Source organism: Salmonella sp. SAL00670, from assembly GCF_046552235.1.
GTDB lineage: Bacteria > Pseudomonadota > Gammaproteobacteria > Enterobacterales > Enterobacteriaceae > Salmonella > Salmonella enterica.
The window spans coordinates 874,127-891,647 of sequence record NZ_JBGDUO010000001.1 but is presented as its reverse complement, the minus strand read 5'-3'; the positions used below and the strand labels follow the sequence as shown (position 1 = coordinate 891,647).

Annotated in this window: 18 protein-coding genes; 11 read left to right on the top strand and 7 right to left on the bottom strand. The window is 47.4% G+C overall.

The annotated features are described in order from the left end of the window. Positions 1 to 174: 174 nt before the first annotated feature. Complete coding sequence (locus tag ACLJRS_RS04425) at positions 175 to 1,788, top strand: ABC transporter substrate-binding protein (protein WP_001216550.1); 1,614 nt, start codon at positions 175 to 177, stop codon at positions 1,786 to 1,788. A 96-nt stretch (positions 1,789 to 1,884) separates the two neighbouring features. On the opposite strand, the gene ACLJRS_RS04420 is transcribed toward ACLJRS_RS04425, so the two are convergent. Continuing rightward, positions 1,885 to 2,814 (bottom strand): aromatic alcohol reductase, encoded by a 930-nt coding sequence (locus ACLJRS_RS04420; RefSeq protein WP_000814361.1) that lies wholly within the window; start codon positions 2,812 to 2,814, stop codon positions 1,885 to 1,887. Positions 2,815 to 2,932: 118 nt separating this feature from the next. Between ACLJRS_RS04420 and ACLJRS_RS04415 the strand changes: the two genes are divergently transcribed. Together ACLJRS_RS04415 and ACLJRS_RS04410 are read left to right on the top strand one after the other, a co-directional pair. Beyond that, entirely contained in the window at positions 2,933 to 3,838 is a 906-nt protein-coding gene (locus tag ACLJRS_RS04415) for a LysR family transcriptional regulator (protein WP_000359198.1), read from the top strand. A 273-nt stretch (positions 3,839 to 4,111) separates the two neighbouring features. Beyond that, positions 4,112 to 4,981 (top strand): aldo/keto reductase, encoded by an 870-nt coding sequence (locus tag ACLJRS_RS04410; RefSeq protein ID WP_000456779.1) that lies wholly within the window; start codon positions 4,112 to 4,114, stop codon positions 4,979 to 4,981. Positions 4,982 to 5,071: 90 nt separating this feature from the next. Here the strand turns inward: ACLJRS_RS04410 and bdcA are convergent, their stop codons facing one another. Then, positions 5,072 to 5,785 carry an SDR family oxidoreductase gene (bdcA, locus tag ACLJRS_RS04405; protein ID WP_000171955.1) on the bottom strand — a complete coding sequence of 238 codons (714 nt, stop codon included), beginning with the start codon at positions 5,783 to 5,785 and terminating at the stop codon, positions 5,072 to 5,074. A gap of 77 nt (positions 5,786 to 5,862) precedes the next feature. Between bdcA and ACLJRS_RS04400 the strand changes: the two genes are divergently transcribed. Continuing rightward, positions 5,863 to 6,453 carry a TetR/AcrR family transcriptional regulator gene (locus tag ACLJRS_RS04400; protein ID WP_000208474.1) on the top strand — a complete coding sequence of 197 codons (591 nt, stop codon included), beginning with the start codon at positions 5,863 to 5,865 and terminating at the stop codon, positions 6,451 to 6,453. A 128-nt stretch (positions 6,454 to 6,581) separates the two neighbouring features. Beyond that, positions 6,582 to 6,818, top strand: coding sequence for a YgdI/YgdR family lipoprotein (locus ACLJRS_RS04395; protein ID WP_001168017.1), 237 nt, complete (start codon positions 6,582 to 6,584; stop codon positions 6,816 to 6,818). A gap of 213 nt (positions 6,819 to 7,031) precedes the next feature. On the opposite strand, the gene ACLJRS_RS04390 is transcribed toward ACLJRS_RS04395, so the two are convergent. Together ACLJRS_RS04390 and ACLJRS_RS04385 are read right to left on the bottom strand one after the other, a co-directional pair. Next, the gene (locus ACLJRS_RS04390; protein WP_000275507.1) at positions 7,032 to 8,141 is read right to left on the bottom strand and encodes a hypothetical protein; all 1,110 of its coding nucleotides are present in this window, start codon (positions 8,139 to 8,141) and stop codon (positions 7,032 to 7,034) included. Positions 8,142 to 8,533: 392 nt separating this feature from the next. Continuing rightward, the gene (locus ACLJRS_RS04385) at positions 8,534 to 9,391 is read right to left on the bottom strand and encodes a GyrI-like domain-containing protein (RefSeq protein ID WP_012543356.1); all 858 of its coding nucleotides are present in this window, start codon (positions 9,389 to 9,391) and stop codon (positions 8,534 to 8,536) included. 293 nt (positions 9,392 to 9,684) lie between these two features. Between ACLJRS_RS04385 and zirU the strand changes: the two genes are divergently transcribed. The 4 genes from zirU to ACLJRS_RS04365 all read left to right on the top strand — a co-directional run bounded on the left by zirU (position 9,685) and on the right by ACLJRS_RS04365 (position 14,094). Then, positions 9,685 to 10,530, top strand: coding sequence for a two-partner-like secretion system exoprotein ZirU (gene zirU, locus ACLJRS_RS04380; RefSeq protein WP_000273685.1), 846 nt, complete (start codon positions 9,685 to 9,687; stop codon positions 10,528 to 10,530). A 74-nt stretch (positions 10,531 to 10,604) separates the two neighbouring features. After that, positions 10,605 to 12,587, top strand: coding sequence for a two-partner secretion translocator ZirT (gene zirT, locus ACLJRS_RS04375; RefSeq protein WP_000232052.1), 1,983 nt, complete (start codon positions 10,605 to 10,607; stop codon positions 12,585 to 12,587). 20 nt (positions 12,588 to 12,607) lie between these two features. Beyond that, positions 12,608 to 13,438, top strand: coding sequence for a two-partner-like secretion system exoprotein ZirS (gene zirS / locus ACLJRS_RS04370; RefSeq protein ID WP_001242918.1), 831 nt, complete (start codon positions 12,608 to 12,610; stop codon positions 13,436 to 13,438). Positions 13,439 to 13,536: 98 nt separating this feature from the next. Continuing rightward, entirely contained in the window at positions 13,537 to 14,094 is a 558-nt protein-coding gene (locus ACLJRS_RS04365; RefSeq protein WP_001119107.1) for a redoxin family protein, read from the top strand. Positions 14,095 to 14,199: 105 nt separating this feature from the next. Here ACLJRS_RS04365 and ACLJRS_RS04360 read toward each other — a convergent pair whose 3' ends face one another. After that, complete coding sequence (locus ACLJRS_RS04360) at positions 14,200 to 14,538, bottom strand: antibiotic biosynthesis monooxygenase family protein (RefSeq protein WP_000051809.1); 339 nt, start codon at positions 14,536 to 14,538, stop codon at positions 14,200 to 14,202. Between the two features lie 27 nt (positions 14,539 to 14,565). Next, on the bottom strand, positions 14,566 to 15,252 hold the full coding sequence (locus ACLJRS_RS04355; RefSeq protein WP_000097246.1) for a B3/4 domain-containing protein: 687 nt from the start codon (positions 15,250 to 15,252) through the stop codon (positions 14,566 to 14,568). 43 nt (positions 15,253 to 15,295) lie between these two features. Here ACLJRS_RS04355 and ACLJRS_RS04350 point away from each other — a divergent pair, with 43 nt between their 5' ends. Next, positions 15,296 to 15,898 (top strand): helix-turn-helix domain-containing protein, encoded by a 603-nt coding sequence (locus ACLJRS_RS04350; RefSeq protein ID WP_000163371.1) that lies wholly within the window; start codon positions 15,296 to 15,298, stop codon positions 15,896 to 15,898. Positions 15,899 to 15,983: 85 nt separating this feature from the next. Here ACLJRS_RS04350 and ACLJRS_RS04345 read toward each other — a convergent pair whose 3' ends face one another. Beyond that, positions 15,984 to 17,015, bottom strand: coding sequence for a mechanosensitive ion channel family protein (locus tag ACLJRS_RS04345; RefSeq protein ID WP_000493670.1), 1,032 nt, complete (start codon positions 17,013 to 17,015; stop codon positions 15,984 to 15,986). Positions 17,016 to 17,253: 238 nt separating this feature from the next. On the opposite strand from ACLJRS_RS04345, the gene ACLJRS_RS04340 reads away from it, so the two are divergent. After that, a complete protein-coding gene (locus ACLJRS_RS04340) occupies positions 17,254 to 17,508 on the top strand; it encodes a DUF2534 family protein (protein ID WP_000605645.1) in 255 nt (84 codons plus the stop codon). Positions 17,509 to 17,521 lie beyond the last annotated feature (13 nt).

The window sequence follows — 17,521 nt, the reverse complement described above, 5'->3', positions numbered from 1 at the left end:
CTGAGACCAGTAGGGTAATCATCGTAGTGTTGTGTAAAACCCGCCGATTATCAAATGGTTTCTATTTACCCTCTTGTATGGCGCGATATCAACTTTCTGGCGGAAGATAATTGCATTTCTTTCTGCTGAAACAAATAATTACGTTGTCATTTAACTCATCTTTGAGGAACTTCTATGAGGCATTCTGTTTCAGTAACCTGTTGTGCGCTGTTGGTTAGCAGCTTTTCCCTGGCATATGCTGCGGATGTTCCCGGCGGAACGGTACTGGCAGAGAAACAAGAACTGGTGCGTCATATCAAAGATGAGCCCGCTTCGTTAGATCCAGCGAAAGCCGTTGGGCTGCCTGAAATTCAGGTGATCCGCGATCTGTTTGAAGGGCTGGTTAACCAGAACGAAAAGGGTGAAATTATCCCTGGCGTCGCCAGCCAGTGGAAGAGCAATGATAATCGTATCTGGACGTTTACGTTGCGGGATGATGCGCAATGGGCCGATGGAACGCCGGTGACCGCCCAGGATTTTGTCTATAGCTGGCAACGCCTCGTTGATCCCAAAACGCTTTCCCCCTTCGCCTGGTTTGCCGCTCTGGCTGGCATCACTAATGCGCAAGCCATTATCGACGGTAAAGTCACGCCGGATCAGCTTGGCGTCAGTGCCGTGGACGCGCACACTTTGCGTATTCAGCTTGACAAGCCGTTGCCCTGGTTTGCCAGTCTGACCGCCAGTTTTGCCTTTTATCCGGTCCAAAAAGCGAATGTCGAAAGCGGCAAAGACTGGATGAAGCCGGGAAAACTGATTGGCAATGGCGCGTATGTGCTTAAAGAGCGCGTGGTAAATGAAAAACTGGTGGTCGTGCCTAATACGCATTACTGGGATAACGCGAAAACGGTACTGCAAAAAGTGACATTTTTACCCATTAACCAGGAATCGGCTGCGACGAAACGTTACCTTGCCGGTGATATTGATATCACCGAATCTTTCCCTAAAAATATGTACCAGAAATTATTGAAGGATATTCCAGGGCAAGTTTATACGCCGCCGCAATTAGGGACTTATTATTATGCGTTTAATACGCAGAAAGGGCCGACGGCGGATTCCCGCGTTCGTCTGGCGCTAAGTATGACCATTGATCGCCGTTTGATGGCGGAAAAAGTCTTAGGTACCGGTGAAAAACCGGCCTGGCATTTTACACCGGATGTCACGGCAGGATTTAAGCCCGATCCTTCACCGTTTGAACAAATGAGCCAGGAAGAACTTAACGCCCAGGCGAAAACATTGCTGCGTGCAGCAGGCTACGGATCGCAGAAGCCGCTTAAATTAACTCTGCTTTACAATACCTCAGAAAACCATCAGAAAATCGCGATTGCGGTGGCGTCAATGTGGAAGAAAAATCTGGGGGTGGATGTGAAATTGCAAAACCAGGAGTGGAAAACGTATATCGACAGCCGTAATACCGGTAATTTTGATGTTATTCGCGCCTCCTGGGTGGGTGATTACAACGAACCGTCGACTTTCTTATCCTTATTAACGTCCACGCATACGGGGAATATTTCACGCTTTACTAATCCGACTTATGACAAAATCCTGACGCAAGCGACGATGGAAAATACCGCCGAAGCGCGTAACGCGGATTACAATGCAGCGGAGAAAATTTTAACGGAACAAGCGCCTATAGCGCCTATTTATCAGTATACCAATGGCCGGTTAATTAAACCGTGGGTAAAGGGATACCCCATTACTAACCCGGAAGATGTGGCCTATAGCCGTACAATGTATATCGTGAAGCACTGATGCGTACTGGTTTCTTGTTAACTCAAGGTAGCCACGCCCGCCGCCTGATGCTGGCAGAAGGCATGGGGATTAAGCGAGCGCCTGATGCCGCCGTTCTCATTGGTGTGTTTTCAGCCAGGCGGCAATATCCTGTGTCGGCAGATGATGTTGTGCATTCCAGGTGTCACTCATCGGCCACCACATACCGTCACCACGCGCGAAGGCGACGCGATAGCGCAGCATTGGGTCATGCGGATGTAAACGGAGTTGCTCCTGTAAGTCAGGTAGCGTCAATACGCCTCGGGTAAAAGTTTGCTGCGTCACGCGTTCGACCGTTTCCGCCAGTTTTGCATAAGAGGTCGTTTCCCCCGCGACAAAGACGACTTCGTTAGTGATACGCGGCTGATGCAGATAAATTTCAGTGGTCAGGCGACCAATATCCGCAGGCGACGTGACGGTGACCTGCATTTCCCATCCGCCGAGGGCATTGATGGTTTTTTTGGCTAAGTTGACCACACCAAAGGCTGGTTCGAAGAGAAAAGAGGTAAATATACCAGTTGAAACAATCACCCACTCTGTGACGTTTTGCTCGCGCAAAAGCGTCCTGACGTCATACTGTTCGTCCCACACCGGCTGGCCACTGCCTTTGCCGACCACATCGTAATTCACGCCAAACTGCCAGGGGAAATAGCGCTTAACGCCCGCCTCCAGTACCGCGCGGGTGATTTTTATCTGGGTACCCGCACCGGCGACAAACCCCATACAATTGATGATCGTATCAAAACCGTGGAATTGATCTTTTAACGCTGCAACCGAACTGCCTGCGATGTCGACCGGGATAAACCGCGCACCGGCATCTGCCAGTTGTTGATGAATGCTGGAACGTCGTTTGCTCTGTTTATCCCTGGATCGCCCTGACACAATAACGCTAACGGAACCATTACGCTGTGTGACCGCCGGAACCAACGACGCCAGCACTGACGCCCCCAGTTGTCCCGCGCCCAGCACCAATACTTTTTCACCCACCTGATTATTGGATTGTTTCATTTGCGCCTCTCTGTGTTGATTCACCTGTAGATAGAGATTACGTCAGGGATCTGCGTTCGATAAGACGCCGAAGACGGGTTAGACTGTTCTGATAAATGGGATAATTGGCGGGGGGAAAATGGACAAGCTGGAAGCGATGCAGGTCTATGTTTGCGTAGTGGATACCCATAGTTTTATCAGAGCCGCCGAAGTGCTGGGCGTGCCGCGCTCAACGGTATCGCGAGTGGTTAAAGAACTGGAATCCTGGCTTAAGATTCAACTTTTGCAACGTACAACTCGCAAACTTAGTGTGACCGCAGAGGGGCGGCGTTACTACGAAGAGTGCAAAAGAGTGCTGGCAGATATCGCGGCCATGGAGTCGTCATTTCCCGGCCGGGCGGCACAACCCAAAGGGCGTTTTAAAGTGGGGATGCCGCAATCTCTCGCCCGGCATTGCATTATTCCTACGCTCCCGGCCTTTTTGTGCCAGTATCCGGAGCTGGAGCTGATACTTTGTTCCAGCGATAGCGTGGAGGATATTATCCTTCAAGGGTATGACTGCGTGATTCGGGCCGGCAGAATCGATGATTCCACCACGCTGGTTGCCCGTCCACTTGCCAGCTTTAACTGGGTGATAGCAGCATCGCCCACTTACATTGAGCGTTACGGTAGCCCTGAAAATTTAGATGATCTGCAAAAACACCATGCGGTCGGCTACCTGAACCACCGCACCGGGCGTACCACCGACTGGTTTTTTACGCGTGAGGGGAAGGATTACGCGATGCGGGTGCAGGAGACGCTGGTTGTCGATGATACGGACGCTTATATTCAGGCCGGAATACAGGGGCTGGGGTTAATTCGCGTCGCCAGCTATCTGGTTGCGCCGTATCTGCACAGTGGGGCGCTGGTGACCTGCATGGACAACCATTCTTATGATTTGCCGCTTGCGCTGGTCTATCCGCAAAACAGGTTTCTGCCGCCTGCGGTACGCGCTTTTTATGACTGGTGCAAAACGGCGCTGAGCCAGCCGGCGCCTCTTCGCTAAAAATATTATTCCGGATATCGCATTGCCTGTTCAGAAAACTTTTTCACAGACGGTCAAAATGACGGTACTGGTTTTGACGCATAAGAAAAGTCATTATCAAACAGGTGCTACACGGCGAGGATATAGCAAGCACTGAACGTTTAGATGCAATAAAAAATCTGTATAACTGTTATTAATGAACTTTTTGTATAAATATAATCGGATTTAACAATACTCATTGTACCTGTATTTTGCTCTTATCATGGCGTCTTTACGACGAAAGGGTGCTTTAGCGTGGAATATTCAATATTAAGTAACAACCTTAAAATGCCTATGGTGGGTTTTGGCGTTTTTAAGGTAACCGACAAAGAAGAATGTCAGCAGTCAGTGTTAAGCGCTATTCGCAGCGGTTATCGTCTTATCGATACCGCTGCGGTATACGGCAATGAAGATGCCGTTGGTGACGCTGTTCGTAAAGCTATCGCGACAGGTCTGTGTACCCGTGAGGAGTTATTTATTACTTCTAAACTGTGGGTGCAAGATATGGCTAACTACGATCTGGCCAAAGCAGGTATTGAAGCGTCGCTGAAAAAATCCGGGTTAGATTATTTTGATCTCTATTTATTGCATCAGGCAATGGGCGATTATTTTAGCGCGTGGCGCGCGCTGGAAGACGCTTATGAAGCTGGTAAACTAAAAGCCATTGGCGTGTCCAACTTCTATGCGCATGTGTTAGCCAACTTCTGTGAAACCGTCAGAATTACGCCAATGGTAAACCAGGTCGAATTGCATCCATACTTTGCACAACCCGCCGCGCTGGAAACCATGAAGCATTATAACGTTCAGCCTGAAGCGTGGGCGCCGTTAGGCGGCGGGAGACATAAACCGTATGAAAATGTCATGCTTCAAGGGATTGCCGATGCCCATCAAAAAACCATCGCGCAGGTTGTCCTGCGTTGGAACGTGCAGCGTGGCGTCACGGTTATTCCTAAATCCACTCGACAGGAACGTATTGAAGAGAACTTTGCTATCTGGGATTTCTCACTAACGGATAACGAAATGGCTCAAATCAACGCCCTTGATTTAGGCTACGTTGGCGAAGCGGTGAAGCATTTTAATCCTGAATTTGTTCGCGGTTGTCTTGGCGTTAAAATCCACGATTGATCCCGGCGCTTGCGGATGTTTTCTCGCATGAACAGCTTCTAACACGGTTGCCGGAGCGTAGACGGCAACCGTATGATATTCGCCTGGCCGTCAGGCGCCGAAGGCACCATCGATGGTGTGCATCGCGCCGGTGACGAAAGAGGCTTCCGGGCCGGCAAGCCATGCCACCATTCCAGCCACTTCTTCAGGTCTTCCGTGTCGTTTGATCGCCATGAAACTGTGCATTAGCTCTTTCATTGGGCCATCTTCCGGATTGATGTCGGTATCAATGGGGCCTGGCTGCACTACATTTATTGTAATCCCGCGGGGGCCAAAATCACGGGCTAAACCGCGCGCCAGCCCTTGTAGGGCTGATTTACTGGCGGCGTACGCGGCCATTCCCGGTACGGGCATCCGATCGCCATTCACGGAACCGATAATAATAATGCGTCCACCTTCCGGCATGTTGCGGGCTGCTTCGACTGACGCATGGTAAGGCGCATGGATATTAATGCGGAACAAACGATCTATCGCATCGCTATCTTGTTCCAGCGCATCGCCGAAGAGAGCGACGCCCGCATTGACGACCAGAATATCCAGCGGTCCGTACTCACGCACGAGGCTGATGACGGCATCACGATCGGCGCTATCCGTCTGGATGGCGATGCTTCCGGTTTCCGCTGCCAGTTTTTCGGCGGCTTCGCGCGATCCGGCGTAGCTGAAAACGACCGATGCGCCGTCAGCGCTAAAGCGTCGTACAATAGCCGCGCCGATACCACGACTTCCCCCTAAAATCAGTACAGATTTGTTGCGAAATAGCGTCATCAGGATGTCCTTTATGATATTGTAGTAGCCACTACAATATGCGTAATGAAATCATGCCGTCAAGGAGTTATGTAGTGATGACTACAAAACATAGCCGAACGCCGGGTCGCCCTCGCCAGTTCGATCCGGAGCAAGCCATTGAAACCGCTCAACACTTATTTCATTCGCGCGGATACGACGCGGTGAGCGTAGCGGATCTGACAAAAGCGTTCGGGATCAATCCTCCCAGTTTCTATGCGGCGTTTGGCAGCAAGCTGGGGCTGTATACTCGCGTATTAAAACGTTACAGGATGACCGACGCGATTCCGCTCGGGGCGCTTCTGCGTCACGATCGCCCGACCGCGAAGTGCCTTATCGATGTGCTGATGGAAGCGGCAAGACGTTACGCTGCCGATCCTGATGCCACTGGATGTCTGGTTCTGGAGGGCGCTCATTGTAACGATAAACCGGCACGAGAGGCCGCCTGCGAGTTTTACATCGCTGCTGAAAACCTGATTCGCACTTATGTCGCCATGCGGTATCCGCAAGAGGCTGACCGGACGACGGACTTTATGGGGACGCTAATGGCGGGACTTTCCGCCAAGGCGCGAGCGGGGTATAGCCTGGAGCGTCTTCAGGAGAGCGTGCTTCTGGCTGGGGATGTGCTGGAGCGATTACTGCCGGATTAACGCAGTGCATCAAAAAACCTGAGCCAATCAGATACGGGCAAACAGGGAGCAATAGCCCTAATCATCCATCTTGCCGTTGCGGTATTCGGTAAAGTACATCAAAAATAGAGGTGTCAGGGAAACGAGAAATGCAAAAATGTAGTCTTATTACGGTACTTAGCTTATCAGTGTTGATGCTAGCCGGATGTACAACGACCTATACCATGACGACCCGGACGGGAGAGATTATTGAAACGCAGGGTAAGCCGGAGGTTGACACCGCAACCGGAATGACGAAATACGCTGATGTTTATGGTTATCATCGCGTTATTAAAACCAGTGAAATAGTGCAGACGACAGAAGGCGCATCGAAGCTGGACTGGTAATGCGCTAAAGCAGTTGGGAGGCCGTGTCCAGTATGGGTACCGGACTGTTTCTGGGCCTGAATTGAATAGAGCGCCTGTATAGCCGAATTCCGGGTCTCGGCTTGATTTGTGTTGTCAGTTATTTGGTTGTTCCCTGTATAGTGAAGATAAACAGTACTCATGGCTAACGGTCTGTTTTGGATTGCTAACTATCCCGGATTCTGCGCGTTTTATTTAGTCACAACCGTGGTTAAGAATATTTTGGGTCAGACTTACACGCCGGGTATTAAGATAATCCGTCGCATAGAGAGCTTGATCGGCATCATTCGGTTCAAGAAGAAACGGCGTAACTTTAGGTATGAGATCAGCAAACAGGTTATATTGATCCACAGAGGCAAAATGCCGGGTAGCGCTGGCCCAGGGCATTCGCATCAGCTCTGCGTAAGAAGGGGATAGTTGAACTGGCAAATCAAATTCTTTCAGATTAGCAAGCATCTCCTTACTCATATAAAATGTGACCCTGTTTCGCGAAAAGGTGTTAAGCACTGCCTTCAGTCGTTTAACTTTTGCTTCTTTACTCATGCTATTATCAAAAAAACGTGGTGAAAGCATAATAGCAATCGATGCATTTGGTGAAATAACATTATGTAGTGGTTTCAGGGCTACAACAATCTGATTGTTTGTGAAGATACGCTGCGTACCAGAGGAGGTAGTATAGTTTCCACCCAGCCAGATCACATAATCTGTTGTTTTGAGGGGAAGCGTTTTTTCCGGTATATGACCCCTGTCAGGTGCCACTGTTTCAATTGCTAGTGAGTCTTGTCCCCAGACATTATTTACTTTAGAACTCAAAAAATTATATTCTGAAATGTTCCTTAGTTTTAGTAGAGTTATCTGCGAGCGGGTAAAAAAGAGATTGAATCTCACTTTGTTCTGCAATTGCCGAAGTAATCTGAGCGTGTTCTGATCGATCAGATGAGTATAAAGACCAACAGTTTTTCCGGAAAGTATTGCTGAGGCATTGTTCGCAAGAAGCATCTCTTTTATAGCTCCTTGCCCAATAATCAGTACGCAACGGTATTTTTCTGGTCTGATTTTATCTATGGGGATATCGGTAAGATTGACCAGGTCAGGAGTGCCATGCCGCCAATTATCATGAATGACTGCGGCTCCGGAGGCGTCTCCTCCGGCTCCCCTGGTGATAATAAGAGGAGGGTGGGTACTGGCATGTGCGATATACGAAAAACACGCTACCATTGCTAGCGTTGTGTTTCTGATGGTTGTATACATATCGTCTGCCCTGATTTCGAAAATATGAATAATGTCTCCTCTTATAATGTACATCAAAAAGAGAGCATTTTAATTAAACGTTATCTCAACGAGATAAAAGGTTAGCACAGTAAAGTATAGAGAGAATGTAATTATACCAACATTATAGATGTGGGAGCATGAAGGCCCCGCAAGCCGCCCGGCCAGCATACTCCCATTAATAGTTAAAGTATGGACTTTGCTTTTACCGTAAACTGTAGCCAATATTACCTGATCACTACACCGTACAGTACTGTCAGAAATCTGTCCCCGGTGTCGCGTGCACGCAATTTATTTTTTTTAAATTCTTTCAAAACGTTAACTATATTTAATAGTCACTTATTTTACCAGAATCAATACTGAGAGTTTTATTACCGTTCTGAAAAGAGAAGACTTTTCAGATGAAATGCGTGGATGGTACGAAGTCATTACAGTACAGGGATGTAATAATAAAGATCGACAATGGATTCATTACTCTGTTGCTTTTGGACGGATGCCAAATGGAAGTATTCAATATCTTCTCCTTCTCTCCTGATAAGATTCAGTTTTGGCAATATACACATATATATTGTATTGGAAAATTGTTGATATTGTTCCTTATGACCAACGAAATGGAATTTTGCATATTTACCACATTTTATTACCCTCGACATGGGTATTTTCCCTCCATCGACGGAATTATGTTCCATACCAAAAAAACTGCTTACGGCGATGACCTGGTCTTTGGTATTATCCGGCTTAAAAGACGAGAGACAATACACATTTTCGCCCCACGTTCTGAGCGTCTCATGAATGATTTTCCATTTTATAGGCGACGCTTTTTTAGGAAGGTCATTTGTTGCGATCTGATGAGACGTTTGAAATCCGAAAATTTCTTTTGACGTAAGCTGACAAATTTCGAACTGATAATGCTCATCACAGTCAAGCCAGTAGGGAGGCCGTAGGTTTCTGAGATCCCAGAAATCAGCCTTGCGATAGTTATTGGGATTGACGCCAAATGTTTTTTTGAACTCTCGACTATAGGACTGCACTGAATCAAACCCCATTCTGAACGCGATATCTGTGACCGACTGAGAGGTCAGCTTTAGCAGAGTGGCGCTTCTGCTCAACTTGCGTTGTCTGATATATTTTCCGATTGAGACGCCACACTTTTCTTTAAAAAAATCCTGCAAACTCCTTCGCGAATAACCTGTTATAACAACCAGCTTTTCAATATCAATCCTCTCTTCAAGATTTTTTTCTATTTGCTCTAATACTGAGATTATTATGGCTTTTTTCATCATCATTCCTCTTTATTGAAGCCGAAAATATAAACATTTAAGGTGTTTGACATACTGTGTTATTAAACCAGTGGGGGGTTGTTAGCTTTTCTGGCAAAACAAGAAAGATTTAAATTGCTTGACATTTCTGAATAAACTTTACACTTGGAGATCAGATTTTGCCAGTAAAGCTAAGTAATTGGCATGGCGAAGGGCATAATTTCACAGGCGGTTAAAATGATTGAATAACCCTGAATTTTTAGCCCGTGAGATTATAAATCTCATAATTATTTCTAATGATTTAATAAAAGGGAATTGTTTTGTACTTCAAAAGATCTTTATTAGCGTTAGCAATTTGTGCATCCGTGGTCTCAGTAGAGGCGGTGGCGAATACCAGAGCCAATGATATGGCTTCTTCTGCTACACCTGCTTCTGTTGGTCACCGTCCTGTGGCAACTACTAATGCAAAAAAAATAGAAGTGTCTGGGGAACTGACGACCGGTTCAACCCTCCAGATAGCGGATGTTTTTATTAGGGATGAGGATGGGGATCCCTTATCGCTGGATAAAATGAATAATGCCGACGATATTAAATGGTATCTAGTGGATAATGAGGCCGCCGATCCTTCTGGAACCCCGGCGGCAACCGGGACGGCTTTTACCATTCCTGCTGATGCAGGTGGTAAAAAAATTAAAATCGTTTACCGAATTAAGACGGCAACGGGGGTGCCGGATAGTGCATTCTTGCCTGCCACTGTCTTATTAACTTCTGCATCTTCTGGGGTGGGCGGCGACTCCGCCGCAGACGGTACAATTTCTAATAAGCTACGTTCTGTCACTATCAATGTGGTGAATGAAAGTGGTAAACCAACTGATGAACTCAACGGTACCAATGACGCCAACACCCCAGTGGTGGGCGGCACCCTTGAAGCGGTACTGGAGTGTGCCACCACAGCGGCGGCTGAGTGCGATGTCAGTAATTATAACTTTACCTGGCAGATGGCGGATGCCGGGACACCAGATAAGTTCACCGATCTGAATAATACCAACGCTGAAAAACATAAATATATTATTAAGGGAACCGAGCAGAATAAACTGTTCCGTGTCCACGTTACGCCTAAAACGACGAAAGCCACGCCGGAGAATAAACGCGCTATCCGTCGCTGATGGTTATCGCTAAATAAACATCTTATTTAAATGCTCCCCCTGCCAGGCAGGGGGATATAGCAGGAGACAATACAGTGGTTTTTTCTAAAAAACCCATTACTAAATATATAACCTGGGCCATTGTTACCAGTCAGATTTCACTGCCGGTCATTGCTGATAGCGATAGTGAAATTCAGTCGTGGATTGCGGGGACGGCATCGTCTATTTCTCCGCATCTGCAGGAGGGGACGCTGGAGGATTATGCCAAAGGAAAAATAAAGGCGTTACCAGGGCAAGCCGCTAATCATCTGGTGAACGAAGGGATGAAGAGCGCTTTTCCGGAGATTATTTTCCGTGGTGGCGTCAATCTTGAAGATGGCGCGAAATATCGCTCATCAGAGTTCGATATGTTTATTCCTGTCGAGGAAACAACATCGTCTTTACTCTTTGGCCAGCTTGGCTTTCGCGACCACGACAGCAGCAGTTTCGATGGCCGCACCTATGTTAACGTTGGTGTGGGTTATCGCCAGGAGGTCAATGGATGGCTGCTCGGCGTCAATACGTTTCTGGATGCCGACATCCGTTATTCCCACTTACGTGGCGGCATTGGCGGGGAAGTCTATAAAGACAGTCTGGCCTTTTCCGGCAACTATTATTTCCCTCTCACCGGCTGGAAAACGTCAGCAGTTCATGAATTACATGATGAGCGTCCGGCATATGGCTTTGATCTGCGAACAAAAGGCACGCTTCCCGATTTTCCCTGGTTCAGTGGCGAGCTGACATATGAACAGTATTACGGGGATAAAGTTGATCTATTGGGTAACGGTACATTAAGCCGGAATCCCCGCGCCGCAGGTGCGGCTCTGGTCTGGAATCCCGTCCCCTTACTTGAGGTCAGAGCAGGATATCGGGACGCCGGTAACGGCGGCTCGCAGGCAGAGGGCGGTCTGAGAGTCAATTATTCCTTCGGTACGCCGTTACATGAACAGCTTGATTACCGCAACGTTGGGGCGCCGTCGAATACGACTAACCGGCGTGCCTTTGTTGATCGTAATTACGATATCGTCATGGCGTATCGGGAGCAGGCCAGTAAAATCCGCATTACGGCAATGCCGGTTTCAGGCCTGTCCGGGACGCTGGTGACATTAATGGCGACGGTAGATAGCCGTTACCCGATTGAGAAGGTTGAGTGGTCGGGTGATGCGGAACTTCTCGCCGGACTCCAGCTTCAGGGGAGTCTGGGCAGCGGCCTTATCCTTCCACAACTTCCGCTGACGGTGACCGACGGTCAGGAGTATAGCCTTTATTTAACGGTGACTGACAGCCGGGGTACTCGCGTGACCTCCGAGCGTATCCCGGTAAGGGTGACACAGGATGAGACCAGTTTCCGTTCCTGGATAAATGTTATCAATGACGATGTTCAGGTTGAGGACGGCAACTTTGTCATCAGTACGCCGCTTCCTGCCGGAGAAGAGGGGAAGGTTATTGAGTGGCACTACGTGCGCGAGCGCTCTGAAGAGGAGTGGGCATCGCTCAAACCACGTCATATTAAGTATCAATCAGATACGCCGGGTCTGGCATTTAAAGCGCTCGGTGGTACAGAGCGTGACGGCCATTGGGTTGAACGGGTTCTGGTGACCCATATCGGCGATGATGCTCGCCCGCTCAAATTACATATTGAAGCAAGCGGACCAGACGATAAACATCCAGTGAAGGGGACCGTACTGCTGCAAGCGCAGTCAGACAGCATTGCGCAGAAGGTCACTTCTGTGGAGGTGCTTTTTACGCCGGGTACTGAAGAGGCCAACGGAAGCGTTACCGCGCCAGTCGTCGGAACGGAAATGCGAGCCAGAACGCTTTGTGTAAATAACACGGACTGTACTGATGCGTTTAATTATCAGTGGGAAATCTCGGATGAAATGAAATCCTGGAAATCCGTACCGGGGGCGACAAAGGCCACCTGGCTTATCCCTTATAGCCTTAACGGGGAATCGCTTCAGAATAAATATATCCGCGTCAGAATTATTTCTGATAAAGAAAATGCCAAGAGTTCTACCGCAGCATCTGATGCGAATTAATGTTTTAAAAAGGATCAACAGTGCGTATGTCGAAACATAATCTTATTATCTATAGCCTGCTTCTGGCGGCTGCGCCGATAAGCGTCTTGGCGGATTCGTCGACAACGTCCGCGGCAACCGTCGGGATGTTTTCTCCTCCTACGGCGCCGAGCGTTGGGCACAGGCCTGGAACACCTCGTGATACCTACGAATTGCAGTTTAATGGACTTGGCTTTTCTATTGAAAAGTATACACCTTTTCCGGGAATGACTATTGCGAGGAATGCCAGAAATGTAGGCATCAGAGATCCGGATAATAACTATCAGTCTGCGGAAACTTTTACTACAGTATGTACGTATTATCAGATCAATAAAGATAACTCTCAGCATATACTTAAACGTGAAAAGCCATGTGAGCATAAATTTAATATCCAAAAGGAACATCGGGGTTCAAAGATTAAATTAGAAATTTATAATGAAACGGATATGGCTTCAGCGTCAGGGTACACGCCTGTGCCATCGGTATCTGAGTTCCAGTATATTGAAACAGAAACTATATCTAATACGCCAAGCCCAGATTTAACAGTTATGAGTATAGATAAGTCTGTATTATCGCCGGGTGAAAGTGCCACCATCACAACTATTGTTAAGGATATCGACGGGAATCCTGTAAATGAAGTTCACATTAATAAGACTGTAGCGCGTGAAAATTTAAAAGGCTTATGGGATTATGGCCCTCTTAAGAAAGAAAATGTTCCAGGTAAATATACACAAGTTATAACCTATCGTGGGCATAGTAATGAACGTATTGACATATCTTTTAAATATGCAATGAGTTTCACGAAAGAAATTTCCATCAGAGGAAGACTATAAAACTATATTAATTATTATGACTAATATAATTCTTTTTATCACCATCATCTTATTATGGATGTTCACCTGGTTTTTTAGCGGATTGCTAAATAATTATTATGGCTAAAAGAATACAAACGTTAAAAGGAGAAGTTTTTATGACACCAGCAACAACACAAGATTATATTTCATTGGGTCAGGAACACGCTGTCACCTTTGGCAAAACGCAGCTGACCCTCAAACCCGGTATACTGGCTGAAGGCGAACCATTACCCTGCACAAAGGGGCTGGTGAGCCATAATTTATTACCGGGTTACTGTATCCCGGGGATAAAAAAGCGGATTATTGTCGTCCCGTCACTGGATACGCCGGTTTGTGAATGGCAGGTAAAAGACTATAGTGACCGCCTTAAATCAGCGGGTAGCCACTCAAACCGGGCGGTATATGTGCTGAGTATGGATACGCCATTTGCTCAGGCCCGTTTTATTCGGGAACATGATATTCATCCCGGCATAACCTTTGTTTCTGACTACGCTTGCCGCCAGTTTTTGGATAATTCCGGGCTGAAAATTAATGAGCTCAGTATTTTTGCCAGAGCGTTGATAGAGTGCGATGAAAACAATGTGGTTACGCGTGTTAGTGTACCACGAGATATCACTCATCTTCCTGTTTACTAATCACTTATATCAGCACCGCCCCTGCACAGAGAACCGAATAACCGGCAATGCAGGGGCGCAGGCATTCTCTTGTGTGCCCCCACATTTAATATATATACTATTGCATCACGCATAAGGAACTGAAAATGATGCCAGCGGATGGGGCAGGTTAACGTTATGGCACCCCTGAATTTCTGCAATAATCGTCTGGTAACCGGAAAGCCACTTATGACTTTGTGATTTGGCCTGCTGGTGCTGTAAATTATTTATCAATAGCTCCATTGATTCGCGGGTCTGCCAGTAATAATTATTAACTATTCTTCCGCTGGCGGCATCGGTATAGCTTTCCATCCCAATATAGCCATCAATAGACTGCGTATAGCGCTCAATCCAGCCATCCAGTTGATAAAACTCTTCGTCGTACTCTTTTTTTTCGAAAATAAAACTTGTCAGAAACAGCGACATGGTATTTCTCCTGTTACGCAATATCAATCAAACACCTATCAACGTGGATTCAAAACGTAAACCTGGCATCATTTTTTTAAGGCCGTCAGTCAGCATGTTTCCTGCCGCGTACAATTCATCAACCGGCATTTCCGGCAAGCTTTCAAGGATAAACCACATCGTTTTATCTGAAGCGCTTAGTCGGGTACGTACTCCCTGACGCCAGTTCCAGCGCCGACAGGTGACGCCTCTGTCATCGCGCCAGATAACTTCGCCCGGTTCTGGCGACTCGGTGGCGGGTTGTCCTTCTTTCAGAGTATCAAATGTTTCACTACCGTCTGCGAAAACCAGCCGCGGCGATCCACAATAAGCCGCGCTATTTTCGCCGCCTACCGGTACGGCATAGCGCAGGCTCACCGCGTTATAAAGATCCACGACCGGATCCAGCGCCGCCATTGTTCCATCCTTCAACACGCGTTTTCGTAGCGCTTCAGCCGAGCAGGGGGTGCGCTTTGGTTTTGCGCCGAATGCTTTAAACACCGCATTCCAGGCGTCTATATGCGCCTGTGCCCACGCCGGTTGGCCGTTAATTACGGCCTGACAGGCCTCTTTTAGCGCGATTTCTCCGACCTGCGCATCGCGAATCGGAGCGGCAATAACATTAATACTTAATGCACGAAAGCCGGGAGCGATACGGGCCAGTTCCGGGCTGATTGACGGTAACATAGAAGACATCGCATAATCCTGTAATGACTATTTTCTTCTATGATATCGACCAATGACCAAAAAAGTCAACTTATCGACCACGGCGGGCGCCGACGTCAGCACAATAAATGAAGCTGTTTCCCAACGTATCAAACAATTTCGTAGCCAAAAAAAGATGTCGCTGGATGAGCTTGCGCGGCGTTCCGGCGTCAGTAAAGGAATGCTGGTGGAAATTGAAGGCTGTAAAGCCAATCCAAGCATTGCGCTGTTATGTAAGATCGCGGCGGCAATGGGAGTGTCCGTGGCGGATGTTGTCAACGTCGCCAGCGAGCCGATGGTCCATCTTATCGACCGGGATGCTATTCCGGTGTTGTGGCGCGGCGAGAAAGGCGGCAGCGCAAAACTGATGGCGGGAACCAGCGGGCCAGATATGCTGGAACTCTGGCAATGGATAATGCATCCTGGTGAACAGTTTGAATCGGCAGGGCATCCGGCAGACACCTGTGAATTACTGTTTGTTAATCAGGGAACACTGACATTAACAGTCGACGGTAGACGCTTTATTATTCGGGAGGGCTGCTCCGCTGTAGCCAGAACCGACATGCCTCATGCCTACGTTAACGACACTAATGAGGTGCTTGAATTTACCATGACGGTGAATGAAAAGAGCCGTTGATCACCGTGAGGAAGGCGCTAACAACCCGTCATTCGGACAGGGAAGCCTCGGTGCCCGATAAGCGTTATCGGGCACCGGCTATCTTTTATTTTATCGCAGGCGCGGCCTCCGGGTCATCGATATAGAGCGTCTGGCTTGGGAAGGCGAAGTCAGCGCCGTTTTCCTGGACAATCGCAATAATTTTCAGGTAAACATCCTGCTGTACGGCAAGCCATTCCTGCCATACTGTTGTTTTGGTAAAGCAATACACCATAATATTCAGCGAAGAGTCGGCGAATTCATTAAAATAGACCAACAGCGTCTGTTTCTGATCGATATCGCTGTGCGCCTGCAACATGTTTCTGATAGCGTCAACAATGAGGCCAATTTTGTCGGCATCTTCGTAACGTAATCCAATAACCGTTTTTATTCGACGGTTGGTCATCCGTCCCGGATTCTCAACGCTAATGGATGAAAAGACGGAATTAGGCACGTACAACGGGCGGTGGTCGAATGTGTTAATTCGTGTAATTCGCCAGCCGATTTCGGCGACCGTACCTTCGATATTTCTGTCAGGAGAACGAATCCAGTCTCCGATACTGAAGGGGCGATCGAAATAGAGCATAATACCGGAGAAAAAATTGCTCAGGACATCTTTGCCCGCCATACCAACAGCGATACCGCCGATACCGCCAAAGGTCAGCAGACCGGACAGACTCATGCCAAAATGTTCGCCATACAGTAAGACAATCGCGACAATAATGGTTATTTTTATGACCCGTGCCAGAATACGTGTACTGGTGACATCTCTACCTTTATTGACCTGTGCTTTTTCAAATTGGTTAATAATCAGGAAAAGTTTTATCGTCAGAATAAGCGCAATGAGTGAGGTGCAGATAAAATCAATGACCCCGGAAGAGATAAAACGCAAATTATAATCTTCAATAGCATTATTCAGGATGCTCCCGATGGTTCCAATAATAATTGCATAAATAAAAAACTGTGCCGCATGGAACGTGAATCCTTTCTTCCACTGTACGTTACGGCTGAGCCAAAATCTCACGACCAGCAACGCCATACCGCAACTGAAAAGTATCGCCAGATTAAATGCGTTTTTGAGAAAAAATTCAGTGAACATTATTGTTTTCCGCTCCTTCCTACGATAACAGCTCAGAATGACCTGATTAACAGGTATTTTACCCAGGATAAACGCGTAGATCATCGATAAGTAAAAAGAAGAAATAGTGCTATCAGCTTTAATCTCAGCGGTTTACTTTTTATGTAAATACAATGTCACGTTTTATGGAGCAGACATCGCGTGATTGTCATGGTATTGTTGCTATCAGGTAACAAAGTCATCTGTAAAGGACAATACTATGATCATGATGAAGCTGAAATCGGCGAAGGGGAAAAAATTTCTGTTATGCCTGCTGGCAGTGTTTATCGTTGCGGCATCGGTGGTAACGCGCGCGACTATCGGCGGTGTGATTGAGCAATATCATATTCCACTGTCCGAGTGGACAAGCTCTATGTATGCCATTCAGTCGGCAATGATTTTCGTTTACAGTCTGGTGTTCACTATTCTGCTGGCGATTCCTTTGGGGATCTATTTCCTCGGCGGAGATGAGTAACAGGAATGAGGTA